This window comes from Micromonospora peucetia, assembly GCF_900091625.1.
GTDB classification, from domain to species: Bacteria; Actinomycetota; Actinomycetes; order Mycobacteriales; family Micromonosporaceae; genus Micromonospora; species Micromonospora peucetia.
The window spans coordinates 6,558,672-6,574,636 of the sequence record NZ_FMIC01000002.1; the positions used below are offsets into that span (position 1 = coordinate 6,558,672).

Sequence of the window (15,965 nt, forward strand, 5' to 3'; positions counted from 1 at the left end):
CGCACAATCGTCGGTTGTCCTCACAAGCCATCGATGATCAACGCGGTGGCCGTCTTCATGCCCACGCCACGCCCAACGCCAAAGCCAAGTGACGTTGGAGTACTAGGTCGGCTGCACGCTCATGCCGCTGCTCGTGCGCGGGCCTCCGCGCAGCCGTCACGTTCTGTGCGACCAGCGCAGAGGCCGTTACGCGCTCGTGCCAAGGAGAGTGCGTTCGATCAAGCGTTTTGCTGGCCCGGCGAGCTTGCCGAGGCTGAGTACGGGCGGTGAGGCGCGTGTCCGGGCCATGGCGGTATCCGGGCGGGGGCCAGGGCTGTCGGTGTTCGTGAAGCGACCGTGGCGCTCGGCGTCGGTGAGCTCTTCGTATACACCCTGGACTACGCCGGCCCCGACCTGACTGACTTCGCGATCCGCCAGGCGTGCCAGTTCGGCGCTCATTGCGTGCTGAGTGACAGGGCAGTATCCCGCGTCCGAGTGAATGTTTGACCAGATCGCCGACAGGGGTCTTCAGGTCAGCGAATGGCCGCCCGCGGGTGGAGCGGGCTCGGCCCCACCCGCGGTCCCGTCGAGGCGGAACGGATCACATCCGTTCCAGGACGACGACCGGGATCACTCGGCGGCATCTGGCCTCGTACATGTGGTAGATCGGCACGAGTGAGGTCATCAGCCGCCACAGCCGGGTCCGCTCCTCGCCCAGAGCGGTCCGGGCCTGAGCGGCGAACTTCTCCGCGCGAATTTGGACCCGCACCTCTGGGTTGCGAACCACGTTGAGGTACCAGTTGGGATGTTGAGGGCTGGCCACGGCACCCGAGGCGACGAGGATGTAGCGGCCGTCGCCGAGATCCGCCGACTCCTCAACGCCTTCGTCCTCGCCACGTCACTCCCGCCAGAGCACACCCTGCACTGGTCGCTCTGGCGACGAACATCCCAAGCCCGCGCCCGCCGATCCCACTACCAGCGCAGACAGGCCAAGTGACGTTGGAGTACTAAGTCGTCCTGTCTGACGTCCTCGCCGAGTGGAGAGCGGCGGCTGCACGAGATGACTCCATCCCAGCGCGTCGCGCATTGCCCCGTGTACCAGCCGGGCCATCGCCCGCCGGATGTTGATGGTCACGTAGCCGGGCTGGCCATCGCCTACTCGCATCTTGCCGACTGGGGACTCCACCACCGCCACGGGTGCGACCAAGGGGGCAGCGCTGCAGGCGAAGGCCTCGCGCACCACACCCTTCTCGATCAGCTCACGCCAGGCATGGAGGCCGAGATTCGCCTCACGCAGGGGAAAGCCGAGCATCCGACTGAGCTGCTCGACGGTGTCCCGCGCAATGGTGGGACCGTCGCTCAGCACCGGGCTGAATACCCGCGCGTTGCGTGAGTCACCGAAAACGAAGAACGGATGGTGGGTGGTTTCCAAGCCCGCCACAGCGTGGTCGATCTGGAGTGTGATCGGCAACAACTGGTCGGCGTACGGCTCGATCACCGGCCTCAGTCGGCAGCAGTACCGCCGCTGTCCCGGGCCGGGTGCCTCCTCGCGCAGCTCCACGGTCAGATGCAGCGAGTCCAATGCCCCACCGGGGATACGGTCGGCGCGGCGTACCGCTTCCTCGGCGGCTGCGAGCAACAGCGAGGCCGGCACCACCGGCATGCAGCGTTCACGACAGGCCCGCCGGATGAGCCCCGCGTAGTCACGGGGGCGGAAGAGTGAGACGCGGCCACGGTCCCAGCGGTACGCCCGAAGGCCGGTGACCACTCGGACCACCCGACCGCCGGGCAGCTCCTCGTGGCCGGGGTTGGCCCGGATCCACCGCCAACCCGTCAGCGGCGCCCAGCACAGGTGTTGGACGCCCTGGGCGTGTGGGATCGGAGCCGGGTACGTCATCGCGCCTCACCTTCCTGCGGTAACCGTCGAATTGCCGACGATCTGGCGAGCCGTCGAAGGAGCCACCAGCGCGGCGAGGCGGGCCGGTCACCGCGGACCTACCGCCAGGGTGGCGCGGACGCGGGCCGGCCAGCTTGCAGGATCGGGGCCATGCGCGGCGAGCAGGGCGAGGGTGATGCGTTCCAGGCCGAACGCGGCGCAGGCGGTGTGTGCGGTCTCGCCGCCGATTCGAATCGAGAACGGCGTCCCGAAGTGGTCCTTGTGGTAGTTGGCGCTGGCCACGGCTTGGACCGCACCGTCACCGACCGGTGCCGTCAGTTCCCACTTGAGCTGTTGTTCGCGCTGGGTGGCACCCATCAGCCGGCCGGCGCCACCAAAGAACGGATCCGAGGCCGGCACGACTGACACGTCCAGGCCGAGGTCGCCGAGCCACCGCTCGGCGCGGGCCACCCAGGCGTCCCGCCATTCCGTGACCTCGTCGGCCACGCCGATCCGGACGAACTCCCGCATCCGGAAGCTCCGGAGCCGGCCGTGCTCATGGGTGCCCTCGTTGCGGTAGCAGTACGCCTCCGCGGTGACGACGACCGGCTCGGTCAGGTCCTTCCCCTCGAAGAGCGGATAGAGGTGATAGCACGTCGCCGGCAGCACCGCTACGTCGGTGATCTGCTGAGCGGTGTGCCACGGCGCATTCTGTTCGTCCCGGGCGAGCTGCAACTCGTGCCAGCGCGCGGGACTTCCCGCGAAGCTGTGTACCGTTCCCAGGAGGTTCGGGAACCCGTCGACGTAGCCGACCCGCTCCAGCAGGGCCCGGGCGATGACCGGTGGTACGGCCACTGACACCGGCTGCTGGGGTGCGGTTAGCGTCAGCAGCGCCGATCGCAGGGCAGCCACGATCGCGTCGAAGGATCGGTTGGCGACGGCGATGCCCGGTGTCTCGGTCGGGATGAGGGCGGCATCGGCGGTGGACAGGTGCGGCTGGGCCGCGGTGGAGGTGTCGGTCACGGCTAGGCTCGTTTCCATAGGCTGAGTCGGGCGTTGGCGTTCATCAGGCGCTCGTTGCCGATCATGAGGCGAGCGGAGTACAGGTCGCGCAGCGGCCGAGCGACCGATAGGGGGCCGGCCTCGGCATAGCCGGGCATCCCGCAGATTTCGAGGGCCGCAACCGCGACGTCGACGGCGAGGGTGGAGACGGTGACCTTGAGGTTGTTCACGGCCAAGGTGAGGGTGGGGCCACCGTGCTCGTCGACGGCACCCGGGTCCGCCCAGATCGGCTCGAAGCGGCGGGCGGTGGCTGCTAGCGCGGCCTCCATCTGGTCCATCCGCCCGGCGGCCTCCGCCAGCCGCGGATCGACCAGGTCGGGGTTGCCGCGCATGCGTCCCCGGACGGCCTGTTGCGCACGGCGGAACGCGGCAGCGGCGATGCCGAACCAGCATGCTGCCCACAGCAGGTGTGACAGCGGCACCATGGTCGCGCTGGCGATCCGCTCGAAGGGGTCGGTCAGGACGTATCCGGCCGGCACCTCGGTGTGGAACTCGAACCCCGGACTACAGGTGCCCCGCATGCCCATGGGATTCCACGGGGGTCCGGCCGGCGTGAGCGCACAGGCGTCCGCCGGGGCGAGCACAGCGATCTGGTCGCCGGCCGCGGCCTGCGCGTCCCGCCGGGCGGTGACCAGATAGGCGCAGGCGTAAGCGCCGTACGAGACGGTAGGTGCCCGCTTTGTCAGGCGGACCCGATCTCCGTGGCGTTCCAGAGCCGCGCCGCTGGTACGCAGGCTGCCGCCGATACCGGCCTCTGAGGTGACGGAGGCGATCAGTGTCCCGTCGACGACGATGTCCTTGAGCGCGGTGCGTAACGGCGCGGATCCACCGTGGTGGCGGGCGACGCAGGCCAGCTGGACCTGATGCATCGCCCAGATCATCGAGGTGGAGCCACACGCCTTGCCCAGCTCGGCGGCGATCGCGACGAGGTCCGACAGGGAGCGATCGAGGACTGGCGCGAGCAGACCGGCCCGGTGCAGTGCCGCGACCGACGCCGCAGGGAAGGCCGCTTCGCTGTCGACTGAGTCGGCATGCTCTGCCAGGGTGGCAGCGACGTGTCGGGCGGCGGCCACCACGTCGCTCGGCGTTTCCGTCACCGTGGCCGTCATCGGGCCACCGCCGGATCCGAGTCGCGCAGCTTCCGCACCGCGTGTGCGATGGACGCGACCGAGGTGAACGTCGCGCGGGTCAGTAGCCCTTCGGGGAACTCGACGCCGAACTCCTCCTCGACGGCCATCATCACGCTGACGCTGTGCATCGACGACATGCCTGCGTCCCACAGGTCGGTGTTCGGGTCGAGGGCATCCGCCGCGGCATCGAGCTGGGCGAACCGCAACACGAGTGCGGATACACGGTCTTCCACTGGCGTCTCCTCATCGGTCAACGTGGACAGGGGGAGCCGACCTGCATGATCGCGCTCAGCCGGGTGTTCAGGTCGGCTTCGCGGGTCGCCAGGTCGGTGAGCATGCGGACGAGTCGGGCCGGCCGAAGGGTGCCGGTGCCGCGGGTGGCCGCCCAGGCCATCGCGTGCACGATGTACCAACGGTGGGACAGATCGGCGAACGCCTCGGCTACCGGCGTCCACCGATCGTCTGGTCCGTTCGGCGGGGCGACGACCTGGCTGAGTGCCAGCCGTTCGGCGGCCACGTCCGCGATGTCGACGTCGGGGCCGGTGCGTCCCTCGCGGACGTCGGTGATGAACTGTTCCAGGACAGCGAGCTCACCCCGGTGTGCGGGCAGTTCTGCTCGTAACCTGTCCGCCACGATGTCGGACGGCGGGGGTACACCGACGACGCCGCGACAGACGATGCCGAATCCGCCGGCGACCGGGCTGAGCCGGGTCTTCTGGTACACGTGCAGCGGGAGCGAGTGCGGCTCAGGGCGGTTCGTCATGTCGGCCACGACGACCTCGTCCCCGGCGTACCGGTGCAGCACCAACGCGTGCGTCAGGTGCTCGTGATCCCGGTACGGGGACTCGATGTCGAACGAGTCGACCGCCACGATCAGCTGCGCCGAGTCGGCCAGGGCCGCCCGCTCGGCCTGGGCCAGCTCGGCCCAGTCGGTCTGCGCGAATCGTTGCAGCCGCAGACCGGTGAGCCGGGCCGTGCCCGCGAGCCACCGTTCCCCGCCGCCCAGCCGATGTCCCGCCACCCGCCGAAAACCCCAGCTGGGCCCGAGTCGAGCCGCTGCGTCGGGCACTCCGTGCTCGGTGGCCACCGCCGCGACCGCCTGCATGAAGCAGGTACCGAAGGGTGCCTGGCCTCGAATGACGATGCTCGGTCCGGTGGGCGTTGTCATGCCGTCGTCGTCGGCCGGGCTGTGGCGGCCAGGCCAGTCGTGGTGGGGGTTGCCGGGCCGACCGGTCGCGGACGTCGGTGACGGACGGTCGCCATCGATGGGACCGTGTCCGGGGGCTCGTCGGCCGCCGAACGCGCGGCATCGGCACGGAGGTTCAGCATGTCTTCTCCTTCGCTGGCGTGATGGCCTAGGCACGAACTACGACGTGGGCGCGACAATGGGGGTGATCGAGTGGTAGCGGCGTTGGCAGTGGACGAGCGGGCCGCCGGATCGGACGATGGCCAGGTCACCGACCGCTGCGATGACCACCGAGTGCGTGCCGGCATCGTGCAGGTCGACGACGTCGCACGCGATCCAGGCCAGCGCGCCGGCAACGGCCGGTATGCCCGCACCGTTCGCCGGCCAACTGACCAGGGCGAAGCCTTCGGGATCCACCTGGTGGGCCAGAATCCTGCTGACCCGGTGCTGGTCCTCGGCGAGGACGTTCACACACAGTCGGACGGATTTCCTCATCCGTTGCCAGGTGCGCGACGAACGGTTGACGCAGAACCCGATGAGGCACGGGTGGATCGACACCGAGAAGAACGACCCGATCGTCAAGCCGGTCGGGCCGTCGTCGCCTTGGGCGGTGACGGCGACGACGCCGGTCGGGAACAGCGCCATCACCTCCCGGAAGGCGGCAGCGTCCGGCCGTCCGGATGACATGTGGTGTGGCGAGCAGTCAGTTGTCACGGCTCAGCCGATCAACTGGCCGGGGTGAGCTTCGGCAGCCCACCCGGCGCGGTGCCGATGTCGCGTCTGATGCCGGTGACGCGGGAGGCGCTCGGCTCGGTCATGGCCCTGTCCTTTCTATGAGGGAGTGGAAGCCCCAGCCGCTGACCAGAACCGTCTCCGCCCAGTCGTCGAGGTCCACGCGCAGGTTCCGCAGGTGGCCGACGACACCGTCGCCGAAGGTGGCCGCCGTCTGCGACATCTGCATCGACCAGGTGAGATAGACGAACTCGGGGTCGCGGCGGCTGCTCAGCTCCTCGCGCAGCGGGCTGGCGTACCGCCACGGTGCCCGCAACGCCCGGGTCCGGCGTCGGTAGACCGGGTCCGTCAGGTCACCGCCGTGCGCCTGCTGGAGGGCGGTGCGCACCATGACTGCCTCCCGGCGGCACTCGATGCGCGGCTGGAGCCGGTCAAGCAGGGCGATCTGGGTGGCGGCCACGATCTGGTGAAAGGTCGGCAGCATCGCCGGCACGGCCGGGATTTCGGCGGCGTCGAGCACGGCCGGGCAACGTCGGCTGATCGCCTCGTCGACCCGTTGCTCGCCGAAGAACAGGCACGCCTCCCGGATCGCGCTGTCGGCGTCTTCCGACGAGTGGACGATCGACATCAGCATGTTCTGTGACCGGTAGCGGTAGCGGAGCTGCCCCGGACGCGTCTGCGCCGGGTTGGCCGGACCCTTCAGCACGGTCAGCCGCTCGGCCGCTCCCGTCTCGTTCGGCCCACCGGTCAGCAGCACCGCGACCGCAGGCGCCAGTTCGTAGTAGCGGGGCATGTACCACCACATGGGCCGCTGTCCCGCCTTGGCCATCCGGATCTGGGTCGACAGGTACAGCTCCTCGAGCTGCCGAGGGTGTGGCCGGACCACACCGATCTCCAGCGGCGTCAGGCCCTCCCGGCGAAGCTCGTCCAGGATCGCCCAGCTCAACCCCTGTCGCACCGCGTCGGGCCGGACCAGCAGAAACGCGAGGGGCGTGCAGTGCTCGCCGTGCCGCGCCCGTAACCGGGTCACGGCCCCGTCGTCGAGCGGCAGGGCATCGATCACATCCACCATCGATGACACTGCTACACGCTCGATCTCGTGCCGGGAACGTTGCTGCGCACCTCGACGGCGTGGCGCCGGCCGCGGTCGAACATGCGCTCGGTGAAGCCGACGTCCCACCGCTTCGGCGTGCCGTCGAAGCCGCCGTACTCGTCGAGATAGGCCGTGTCGGCCGGCTGGAACTCCTCGGCGAGCCCCGGCGGCACGGCCTCCGGATAGAGTTGCCGCGTGTAGTGCAGGGCGTAGTGCACGCTCGGCCCGCAGCCCAGCTCGTGTGCTCGAGTACGGAACCGGGACAGGTCCTGCGCCGTGCTGACGTGCAGCAGTTCGACGAGGTCGACGAACTTGCGCAAGGTGAGGTCCTTGTCGCTCTCGATGTAGTAGAGCAGGGTCGCTTCGGCGTGCAACTGCACGCAGGCGTCGATGAGTTGGTCGGCGGGGTCCAGCACCCGGGCGGGCTGGCCATAGATCACGGTGGGCGTCGCACGCTCCAGGAACGGGTCGGGGCTCAGCGGCAGGCCGGCGTTGGGCTGGAAGAGGCTGAAGCACGGGGAGAGGATGAAGGTCTCCACCTCGGGCCGGTGTCCCAGCTTGAGATAGGGCAGTGCCACGTTGCCCAGGTTGACCTGCCAATAGAGCGTGGTGCGCCGGTCGAAGGGCGCGATCCGGGTGCCCGTGGGCGTCACTTTCCCGACGTCGTAGCCGGCCGTGGTGGCCACCTCGGCAAGGACGGGCAGATCCGTACGCCGGATGAGGACGTCGAGGTCGGACATCCGCCGGGTGCCGGGATCCCGATAGAGGCCGTCCGTGAGGGCCGGGCCCTTGCGGATGACATACCGCAGCCCGGCGGCGTTGAGCTGCCCGAGCACCCGGCCGAACTCGTCGCTCAGGGCCAGGTTCCGACGCCGGGTGCCCTGGTAGACGTCGGCGTAGAGCCACGCGTAGGGCATCTGCTGGCGTCCGTCGTCGTCGTGCGAGAGCCGGTTGCGCAGGACGTTCCGGGAGATCAGCGGCAGCACCATGTGCCGGCTCGCCAGATCGACGAACCGTCCCCAGTCGAACTCCTCGTGTCGGGTCAACAGGTCATGGACCCGACCACGCACGTCGGTGTCGGGCCGTAGCCGCGCCAGCGCGACCAGGAGGCGCGCCTCCGCCGGCAACTCGAGCTCAGGACCGGTCATCGGCCGACCTCCGCTTCGCCGGGTGCGTTGCCGGCGCAGCCCATCAGGGCGGCGAGCTGACCGACATCGACGGAGTGGAGATCGAGCAGTGCGTCGTCGGGCACCGGGACGTCGAACTCCTCCTCGAGTTCGAGCAGCAGACTCACCAGGGCGAGCGAGTCGACGCCCTGATCGGCTGGTCGCAGGGTCGCGGTCAGCGGGGCGGCCGGGTCCAGCCGAGGCAGGTGGGCACGCATGATCTTCTCGAAGGCGGACGGCCAGCTATCGGGCATGGGTCTCCCTCTCCATCTGTTCGGTCCGGTGGCGTTCGGCGCGTTCGATCACCCGTCGGCAGACGTCCACCACGTCGACCGGGCGGCGGCCGAATCCGGTCTCGCCCGCCAGCACCAGGTAGTCGGCACCGTCGAGTACGGCGTTGAAGATGTCGGCGACCTCGGCGCGGGTGGGACTGGCCGCGGTCCGCATGGAGTGCAGCAGTTGAGTGGCCACCATCGAGCTACGTCCGCGGGCCGCGCAGCTCGCGGTGACCTGCTTCTGCACCACCGGCACGTCCTCGAACGGGATCTCCAGGGCCAGGTCCCCCCGGGCCACCATCAGCCCGTCGAAGGCATCGATGAGCGGCGGGAGCGCGCGTACCGCATCCGGATGTTCGATCTTGGCGATCAACGCCGCTTCCGGCGCGATCCGGTGCAGCGCCTCCCGGTCGGACGGATGGGCGGTGAAGGACAGCGCGATCATGTCCGCCCCCAGGTGACGGGCGAAGGCGGCATCGTCGCGGTCCCGCGGGGTCAGCCCCACCGGAATCGGCTGCCGGCCCGGCAGGGTCACCCCGCGCCCGTCGGTCACCGGGCCACCCTGCGTGACCGTGCAGGTCATGGTGCTGTCGTCGGCCTCCTCCACCCGCAGCACCACGGCACCGTCGTCGATCAGCACGTGCGAGCCCGCCTGCGGCACCGCTCGCCAGCCGTGGATGAGCCAGGTGCGGTGCGAATCGAGATCGCCCGGTGCTGCGGCCAGGACCACCTTCTCGCCCGGCTCCCACCGCGCCGCCCCGTCACGCAGGCGGCCGATCCGGTTCTTGCGGCCCTGCAGGTCCGCGAGGACGCTGACCGTCCGGCCCTGCCGGTCGGCTTCCGCCCGCACGGTACGGACCGTGGCGAGGTGCCGTTCGCGGCTGCCGTTGACCATGCTGAGCCGCACCACGTCCACGCCCGCCCTGATCAGCGCGGCGAGGCACGCGGGGTCGGCGCTGGCCGCGCCGATGGTTGCGACTATCCGGGTACGCCGTACGGCGGCCGTCGCTGTGCTCACGGCCATCACCGCGCGCTGCATCGGTGGTACTCGCGCACCATGCGGCCCGGGTCGTCGGCGATCACCGGGGTGACACCGTGCAGGATGCCGGCGCCGTAGGTGTTGTTGACGAAGAACACCTGGCCCGGTGCGGGAGCTCCCAGGTTGATGCCGAACTCACGTGTCGCCGCGTCGCCGTACTCCGCGCGCAGCACCGGCTTGCTGCCGGGTGTGGGCTCGACGGACCACTCGAACGCATCGTCGAAGGACAGCTCTCGCGCCTGCATGAGGGCCCGCGCGTCGACCAGCAGAAACTCGCCGCCGACGAACCCGCGGACCGGACCGTACAAGTGCGAGAAGAGCATCGCATCGCGGTCCGTATGCAGTGCCTTGAAGCTCCAGCGGCTGCCGTACTGCTCCGGCGGAATGACACCATCGCGGGTCACTGATTCCTTGACAATCGGCGTAGCGGAAGAACTTAGCTCGTCGCATCGGGTGACGAATTGTTCCCACACTGCGGAAAACAGAACGCGGTGCAGTCGGCGGCCGTCGGCGACGTCCGCCATTGGCAGACCGTCGACCACGGCGGCACCGGCGGCTGGCCGCTCCGCCGGACGCAGCAGCCGATCCACCACGGCGCTGACCAGGGCGGGAGCGGTGACATCACCGCCGTGATCAGAGATCCGCACCGTGATGTCGGTAAATGCTGGCAATTTCACTGCCGTGCCGGAGACCGCCATCCGGTCCAGCGCCGACCGCCTCATACGCATCGATTCGGGGGCAGGTGGGGGTTCGGTAATCATTCCAAGGCTCGCTCTCTCCGGTCATCGGGAGATCTCGCACCGCTGTGGCGCACCTTTCGCCATTCTGCACACGTCCTGTCTCGCCGGCGAGACGAGACGATCGTCAAAGTTTCCGCATCCGTGGCTCATCGGCGAACGGCATGGTCGAACAGACTGCGGGTAGTGTCGCCGCTATGCGCATCGGCACAATATTGCGCCGCCTCGGTGACCATTGGGGCGGCACCAGTGTGGTGATGGCGTCCCATCTCGTGCAGGCGGCCGCCGCCCTGTGGCTGCCTCTGCTGACCGCCCGCCTGGTCGACGACGGCCTGGCGTTCGGGGACCGCGGACGGATCGCGGTGACCGGGGCGGTGATGCTGGGCGTGGCCGTCGTCCAGGCGCTCGCGGCCGCTGTCGCCGTACGGACGGCCACCACGATCGCCGAGGCGATCGGGCGGGACCTGCGGGAGGAGGTCTTCGTCGCCGCCCAGCGGCTGAGCATCGCGCAGGTGGCCCGCTTCGGGACGTCCTCGTTGACGGTACGCACCATCAACGACGTCCAGCAGGTGCAGCAACTGCTGCAGATGCTGCTCGCGGTCGCGGTGCCGGTGCCGATGATCTGCGTCGGCGGCATCGTGCTCGCCGCCTTCCGCGACGTGCAGTTCACCGTGATCCTGCTGGCCGCGATCCCGGCGCTGATGCTGCTGACCACCGGCGTGCTCCGCGCCATGCGGCCCCTCACCTCGGTGGTGCAGGGTCGCATCGATGACATCGACCGGCTGTTCGACGAGCAGATCACCGGCGTACGCGTCGTCCGGGCGTTCGGCGCCGAGTCGCACGAGGAGCAACGCCTGCAGCGGTCCGGGGCCGAGCTCGCCGGGGTCGCCCTGCGCGCGGGCCGGCTGTCCACACTGGTGCTCCCGGCGGGTTCTCTCCTGGTGAACCTGCTGAGCGCCGTCACCGTCTGGCTCGGCGCGGGCCGGATCGCCCAGGGCTCCCTGGGGATCGGTGAGCTGATCGCCTTCATCAGCTATCTGGCCCTGGTGCTGAGCTCGATCACGACGCTCAGCTTCCTGTTCACCACGCTTCCGCGCGCCGAGGTGTGCGCCGTCCGGATCGGCGAGGTGCTTGCCGAGCGGCCCGACGTCGTCGCGCCGGCCCGGCCACGGACCGCGCAACCCACCCCTGGCTCGGTCGAGACGCGTGCCCTCCGTTTCGGCTACCCGGGCGCGGCCCGGCCGGTGCTCGTGGACGTCACCCTGACCATCCGGCCCGGCGAGCAGGTCGCGGTGATCGGCGCGACCGGAAGCGGCAAGTCGACGTTGCTGCACCTGGTGGCACGGCTGGCGGACAGCACCAGCGGGGCGGTGCTGGTCGGCGGCTCCGACGTCCGGCAGCTCGACCCCACGGTCCTGTCGCGCGCGGTGGCACTCGTACCGCAGCGGCCGATGCTGTTCTCCGGGACCGTCGCGACGAACCTGCGCCAGGGCCGCACCGGGGCCACCGACGCGGACCTCTGGGAGGCGCTCGACGTGGCGCAGGCGCGGGAGTTCGTCGAACGGCTGCCCGGTGGGTTGCGGGCCGAGGTGGGGCCCGGCGGCGCCAACCTCTCCGGCGGCCAGCGGCAACGACTGGCCATCGCCCGCGCGCTGGTCCGCCGCCCCGACATCTATCTGCTCGACGATGTCACCTCGGCGCTGGACCAGACCACCGCGACCGCGGTGGAACGGGCGCTGGCACTGGCGCACGCGAACGCCACCAGGATCGTGGTGACCCAACGTGCCGAGGTGATCCGGCATGCCGACCGCGTCGTCGTGCTGGACGCCGGGCGGGTCGTCGGCCTCGGGACACCCGCCGAGCTGCTGGCCGGCAACGCCATCTACCGGGACATCGTGGCGGCCGAGCCCAGCCACGACGACGTCATGGACATACCCGCGTGAAGCGCTCGGACTCGGCACGGCGACTGACCGCTCGCCTGGGTGCCCACCGCCGGTTGTTCGTCGGCCTGTTCCTGCTCGGGCTGACCAGCGTGACGCTCAACGTGCTCGGCCCTGCCCTGCTCGGCCGCGCCACCGACCTGATCGTCGCGGGCGTGACGAGCGACCGGGGCGTCCCGTTCTCCGCACTCGCCCGCGTGTTGCTGCTCGCGGCGGCCACCTATGTGCTCTCGGCGGCCTGCTGGGCGTTGCAGGGCCGGGTCACCAGTCGGCTCATCCAGCAGACCGTGCTCCGGCTGCGAACCGATCTGGCCGCGAAGGTGAACCGCCTGCCGATCAGATACTTCGACCGGCAGCCACGCGGTGAGATGCTGAGCCGCGCCACCAACGACGTCGACAACGCCGCGGCGACCCTGCAGCAGACGATCAGCCAGATCACCAACTCGCTGCTGCTCTGCGCAGGGTTGTTGACCATGATGATCATCATCTCGCCGCTGCTCGCATCGGTCATCACGGCCACGGTGCTGGTCCTGGTCGTCCTGAACATCGCGCTCAGCAGACGGGCCCAGGAGCGGTTCGGCGCACGCTGGGCCACCTCAGGTGACCTGCACGCACACGTGGCCGAGATGTACACCGGCCACGCCACCGTCGTGGCGTTCCAGCAGCAGGGCGAGGCGCTGCGCGGCTTCCGGCGCCTCAACGACCGGCTCCGGGCCGACGGGCTCCGGGCCCAGACCACCAGCGGACTGGTGACACCTGCCATGACCCTGCTGTCCAACCTGGGCTTCGTCCTGATCGCAGTGGTGGGCGTCGCACGCGTCGCGGCCGGTGCCGTGACGATCGGCGAGGTCCAGGCGTTCCTGCAATACTCCCGCCAGTTCAACGGACCGCTTACCCAGCTCGCCACGCTCAATGCGGTGATCCGGTCGGGCCTGGTGTCCCTCGACCGCATCTTCGAACTACTCGACGCGCCCGAGCTGGACAGCCGGCCCAGCGTCGCGGTCCAGCGGACCCGGCCGGCCGGTCAGCTGGTCTTCGACCGGATTCGCTTCGGGTACGACCCGGCGACCCCGGTGCTCCGCGAGCTGGACCTGACGGTCGCGCCCGGCGAGACGCTGGCGATGGTCGGCCCCAGCGGCGGCGGAAAGTCGACGCTGGTCAACCTGCTGCTCCGCTTCTACGACCCGGACCACGGAACGATCCGCCTGGACGGGGCGGACCTGCGTGCGCTGCCCCGCGAGCAGGTGCGGTCGGTGGTGGCGCTGGTGCCGCAGGACGTCTGGCTGCGGCACGGCACGGTGGCCGAGAACATCGCGTACGGGCAGCTCGACGCGACTCGCCAGCAGATCGAGGCGGCAGCGCGCGCAGCCCACGTCGACGACATCATCCGCGCGCTGCCGGACGGCTACGACACGGTCATCGAGGACGGCGGCTATCTGAGCACCGGTGAGCGGCAGCTGGTCACCATCGCCCGGGCCTTCCTCCGCGATCCCGCGGTGCTGGTGCTGGACGAGGCGACCAGTGCGGTCGACTCGCATACGGAGCGCCTCGTCCGGCAGGCCATCAGGCGGCTGACGCACCAGCGCACCGCGGTCATCGTCGCGCACCGACTCGCCACCATCCGTGACGCGGACCGGATCGCCGTGCTGAACGAGGGCCGGATCGTCGAAAGTGGCGACCACGCCGGCCTGCTCGCCCTTGACGGCGCCTATGCGCGGCTGCACCGCGCGCAGCGTACGGACGGATGAGGCAGGGGTGGCTCAGACAGCGACCGCACGTCGGGCGAGGAAGGCCTCGGCCGCGTCGGCCGCGACGATCGCCCCGTCGCCGCGGAGGTGCCGGTCGCGGAAGCCGCGTACGGCGGCGCGCTCCGGGGAGTCGCCGAGCAGGGCGGTGGCGGCGTCCCGTAACGCGCTCGCGGAGAGTTCTCCCGCCGTGAGCCGGCGACCGAGGCCGAGTTCCGCCACCCGGGCCGCGTTGACCTTCTGCTCCGGGCGCTCCGGCACGACGACGGTGGGCACCACGGCCAGCAGGGACTCCATGACCGAGTTCATCCCGCCGTGCGACACGAAGACATCCGCGTGGCGCAGGACGGCCGGTGCTGCGGGCGCCGGCCGTGAACGTCGGCGGGTATTGAGACCTCCGGTTTCGGTGTGGACGTCGGCGCCCCACGCCTCGCCGGAGGTCTCGCCCTGTCTCACCCCCGCCACGCCGTCGACGCCCTTCATGGGTGCTACCGCTGGCCGCCGGTCGCGCCAAGGGCCTGCGCCGCGGCCCGATCGAGGGCTTGCACGATCCAGGCGTCCAACGAGGTGTTCAACTCGGCGGCGGCCTTCTGCCAGGTGTCGATCCGGTCCGTCGACACCCGGACCCGGGGCAACTCGGCGGCCTTCCGGTCAGCGCGCTGGGCGGCTCGTCGGTGATTGCGCAACTGGATCCGCAGTCGGTTACGCGACCATCCCTTTTCGGCTGCCAGGTCGAGCCAGTGGTCCTGTTCGGGCTCCGGCAACGCGGCCACCTCCGTGTGGTGCTGGAAGCTCAGCTCCTCACGGCGGCGACCGATGGGGAACTTGCGGGCGATCCAGGCATAGTTACGTAATGTCTGGTATTCCAGGCCAACCCGCTCCACGGTCTCGGCGTATCTGCGCTCGTAGCGTTCCTGCCCGTAGATCAGAACAGCCAGGTCGGGGTGTTCCTCGCCTACGTCTCACCTCTGGGGCGGGCGATGATCGACCGCCGGCTCTACCTACCCGAGACGACCTGGTGCGACCGGCCGGAGCGTCTCACCGCCGCCGGCGTCCCCGACAAGGTCGGTTTCGCCACGAAGCCGGCCCTGGCCCGGCAGATGATCGCCGCCGCGGTGGACGCCGAAGTTCCGTTCGGGTGGGTGACCGGCGACGAGGTCTACGGCGCCGACCCCGGCCTGCGCGCTGACCTCGAACACTGTGGGATCGGTTACGCGCTGGCCGTCGGCCGCGACCGACGCGTGGCGGTCAACAACGGCCGCACCCTCATCCGCGTCGACGACCTCGCCGAGCGGATACCCACCCACGAATGGCAGCCCCACAGCTGCGGGCCGGGCGCGAAAGGTCCCCGCGACTACCTGTGGGCCTGGATCATCACGGCCACCCAGCCTGGTGAGCACCGGTGGCTGCTCATCCGCCGCAACCGCACCACCGGCGAACTGGCCTTCTACCTGTGCTGGTCAGCCCGCCCGGTGCCGCTGCACACCCTCGTGACCGTCGCCGGCTCCCGTTGGAGCATCGAGGAGCTGTTCCAAACCGGCAAAGGCCAGGTCGGCCTGGACCACTACCAGGTCCGCAGTTGGACCGGCTGGCACCGATTCATCACCCTGGCCATGCTCGCCCTGGCCGTCCTGACCATCCTCGCCGCGCAGCAACCCGACCCCGACCCGAAGATCATCGCGTTGACCGTCGCCGAGATCCGCCGACTCCTCAACGCCTTCGTCCTCGCCACGTCACTCCCGCCAGAGCACACCCTGCACTGGTCGCTCTGGCGACGAACATCCCAAGCCCGCGCCCGCCGATCCCACTACCAGCGCAGACAGGCCAAGTGACGTTGGAGTACTAATGGCCATATCTTGCTCCGTCACGTCGGCCATCCGGTTCGTGCTGGAGGGGAAAGCCTTATGTCCCGTCCGCGTTGAGTTGGCACCGTCCGGTATGACTTGGCACGAGGTTGGCACTGTCCGGGTTGAGGTGGCACGTCCGGTACGGTGCTGTCCGGTCT

16 protein-coding genes and 2 pseudogenes are annotated in these 15,965 nt (G+C 69.8%); 4 read left to right on the forward strand and 14 right to left on the reverse strand.

The genetic code is table 11. The features are described from left to right. Positions 1 to 186 precede the first annotated feature (186 nt). Positions 187 to 438 carry a hypothetical protein gene (locus GA0070608_RS32355; RefSeq protein WP_141719584.1) on the reverse strand — a complete coding sequence of 84 codons (252 nt, stop codon included), beginning with the start codon at positions 436 to 438 and terminating at the stop codon, positions 187 to 189. Positions 439 to 580: 142 nt separating this feature from the next. After that, a complete protein-coding gene (locus GA0070608_RS28595; RefSeq protein ID WP_218107607.1) occupies positions 581 to 802 on the reverse strand; it encodes a nitroreductase/quinone reductase family protein in 222 nt (73 codons plus the stop codon). Positions 803 to 832: 30 nt separating this feature from the next. Here GA0070608_RS28595 and GA0070608_RS34410 point away from each other — a divergent pair. Further along, positions 833 to 976: pseudogene (locus tag GA0070608_RS34410) on the forward strand (IS701 family transposase); the annotation flags it as partial. Between the two features lie 987 nt (positions 977 to 1,963). Here GA0070608_RS34410 and GA0070608_RS28605 read toward each other — a convergent pair. The 10 genes from GA0070608_RS28605 to GA0070608_RS28650 form a co-directional block, all read right to left on the reverse strand. Continuing rightward, positions 1,964 to 2,878 carry an aminoacyl--tRNA ligase-related protein gene (locus GA0070608_RS28605; RefSeq protein WP_245715990.1) on the reverse strand — a complete coding sequence of 305 codons (915 nt, stop codon included), beginning with the start codon at positions 2,876 to 2,878 and terminating at the stop codon, positions 1,964 to 1,966. Between the two features lie 2 nt (positions 2,879 to 2,880). Beyond that, on the reverse strand, positions 2,881 to 4,026 hold the full coding sequence (locus GA0070608_RS28610) for an acyl-CoA dehydrogenase family protein (protein ID WP_091632276.1): 1,146 nt from the start codon (positions 4,024 to 4,026) through the stop codon (positions 2,881 to 2,883). Continuing rightward, positions 4,023 to 4,280 (reverse strand): acyl carrier protein, encoded by a 258-nt coding sequence (locus tag GA0070608_RS28615; RefSeq protein WP_091632279.1) that lies wholly within the window; start codon positions 4,278 to 4,280, stop codon positions 4,023 to 4,025. Before GA0070608_RS28615 ends, GA0070608_RS28610 begins: the two co-directional genes overlap by 4 nt. Before the next feature lie 17 nt (positions 4,281 to 4,297). Beyond that, positions 4,298 to 5,215 carry a hypothetical protein gene (locus GA0070608_RS28620; protein ID WP_141719586.1) on the reverse strand — a complete coding sequence of 306 codons (918 nt, stop codon included), beginning with the start codon at positions 5,213 to 5,215 and terminating at the stop codon, positions 4,298 to 4,300. Between the two features lie 198 nt (positions 5,216 to 5,413). Next, on the reverse strand, positions 5,414 to 5,920 hold the full coding sequence (locus GA0070608_RS28625; RefSeq protein ID WP_091632285.1) for a flavin reductase family protein: 507 nt from the start codon (positions 5,918 to 5,920) through the stop codon (positions 5,414 to 5,416). A 127-nt stretch (positions 5,921 to 6,047) separates the two neighbouring features. Continuing rightward, positions 6,048 to 7,034 (reverse strand): nucleoside-diphosphate kinase, encoded by a 987-nt coding sequence (locus tag GA0070608_RS28630; RefSeq protein WP_218107608.1) that lies wholly within the window; start codon positions 7,032 to 7,034, stop codon positions 6,048 to 6,050. 14 nt (positions 7,035 to 7,048) lie between these two features. Then, the gene (locus tag GA0070608_RS28635) at positions 7,049 to 8,206 is read right to left on the reverse strand and encodes a nucleotidyltransferase domain-containing protein (protein WP_091632293.1); all 1,158 of its coding nucleotides are present in this window, start codon (positions 8,204 to 8,206) and stop codon (positions 7,049 to 7,051) included. Next, on the reverse strand, positions 8,203 to 8,478 hold the full coding sequence (locus GA0070608_RS28640) for a phosphopantetheine-binding protein (RefSeq protein WP_091632298.1): 276 nt from the start codon (positions 8,476 to 8,478) through the stop codon (positions 8,203 to 8,205). The genes GA0070608_RS28635 and GA0070608_RS28640 overlap by 4 nt, the downstream gene beginning before the upstream one ends. Continuing rightward, positions 8,468 to 9,517 (reverse strand): pyruvate kinase, encoded by a 1,050-nt coding sequence (locus tag GA0070608_RS28645; protein WP_245715991.1) that lies wholly within the window; start codon positions 9,515 to 9,517, stop codon positions 8,468 to 8,470. Before GA0070608_RS28645 ends, GA0070608_RS28640 begins: the two co-directional genes overlap by 11 nt. A 5-nt stretch (positions 9,518 to 9,522) precedes the next feature. Continuing rightward, on the reverse strand, positions 9,523 to 10,299 hold the full coding sequence (locus tag GA0070608_RS28650; protein WP_091632301.1) for a hypothetical protein: 777 nt from the start codon (positions 10,297 to 10,299) through the stop codon (positions 9,523 to 9,525). Between the two features lie 173 nt (positions 10,300 to 10,472). On the opposite strand from GA0070608_RS28650, the gene GA0070608_RS28655 reads away from it, so the two are divergent. Continuing rightward, positions 10,473 to 12,218, forward strand: a complete 1,746-nt coding sequence (locus GA0070608_RS28655; RefSeq protein WP_091632306.1) for an ABC transporter ATP-binding protein — start codon at positions 10,473 to 10,475, stop codon at positions 12,216 to 12,218. Further along, positions 12,215 to 13,963, forward strand: coding sequence for an ABC transporter ATP-binding protein (locus tag GA0070608_RS28660; RefSeq protein ID WP_091632309.1), 1,749 nt, complete (start codon positions 12,215 to 12,217; stop codon positions 13,961 to 13,963). The genes GA0070608_RS28655 and GA0070608_RS28660 overlap by 4 nt, the downstream gene beginning before the upstream one ends. Positions 13,964 to 13,975: 12 nt before the next feature. Here the strand turns inward: GA0070608_RS28660 and GA0070608_RS28665 are convergent, their stop codons facing one another. Continuing rightward, positions 13,976 to 14,443 (reverse strand): nucleotide disphospho-sugar-binding domain-containing protein, encoded by a 468-nt coding sequence (locus GA0070608_RS28665; RefSeq protein WP_091632312.1) that lies wholly within the window; start codon positions 14,441 to 14,443, stop codon positions 13,976 to 13,978. A gap of 5 nt (positions 14,444 to 14,448) precedes the next feature. Continuing rightward, entirely contained in the window at positions 14,449 to 14,844 is a 396-nt protein-coding gene (locus GA0070608_RS28670) for an LmbU family transcriptional regulator (protein ID WP_281186160.1), read from the reverse strand. Positions 14,845 to 14,886: 42 nt separating this feature from the next. Here GA0070608_RS28670 and GA0070608_RS28675 point away from each other — a divergent pair. After that, positions 14,887 to 15,792, forward strand: a pseudogene (locus tag GA0070608_RS28675) (IS701 family transposase); the annotation flags it as partial. Between the last annotated feature and the right edge of the window lie 173 nt (positions 15,793 to 15,965).

Coding starts and splice junctions, on each gene's coding strand:
- GA0070608_RS32355 (WP_141719584.1), bottom strand. CDS start 438: ATGAGCGCCGAACTGGCACGCCTGGCGGATCGCGAAGTCAGTCAGGTC.
- GA0070608_RS28610 (WP_091632276.1), bottom strand. CDS start 4,026: ATGACGGCCACGGTGACGGAAACGCCGAGCGACGTGGTGGCCGCCGCC.
- GA0070608_RS28620 (WP_141719586.1), bottom strand. CDS start 5,215: ATGACAACGCCCACCGGACCGAGCATCGTCATTCGAGGCCAGGCACCC.
- GA0070608_RS28625 (WP_091632285.1), bottom strand. CDS start 5,920: ATGTCATCCGGACGGCCGGACGCTGCCGCCTTCCGGGAGGTGATGGCG.
- GA0070608_RS28635 (WP_091632293.1), bottom strand. CDS start 8,206: ATGACCGGTCCTGAGCTCGAGTTGCCGGCGGAGGCGCGCCTCCTGGTC.
- GA0070608_RS28640 (WP_091632298.1), bottom strand. CDS start 8,478: ATGCCCGATAGCTGGCCGTCCGCCTTCGAGAAGATCATGCGTGCCCAC.
- GA0070608_RS28650 (WP_091632301.1), bottom strand. CDS start 10,299: ATGATTACCGAACCCCCACCTGCCCCCGAATCGATGCGTATGAGGCGG.
- GA0070608_RS28655 (WP_091632306.1), top strand. CDS start 10,473: ATGCGCATCGGCACAATATTGCGCCGCCTCGGTGACCATTGGGGCGGC.
- GA0070608_RS28665 (WP_091632312.1), bottom strand. CDS start 14,443: ATGAAGGGCGTCGACGGCGTGGCGGGGGTGAGACAGGGCGAGACCTCC.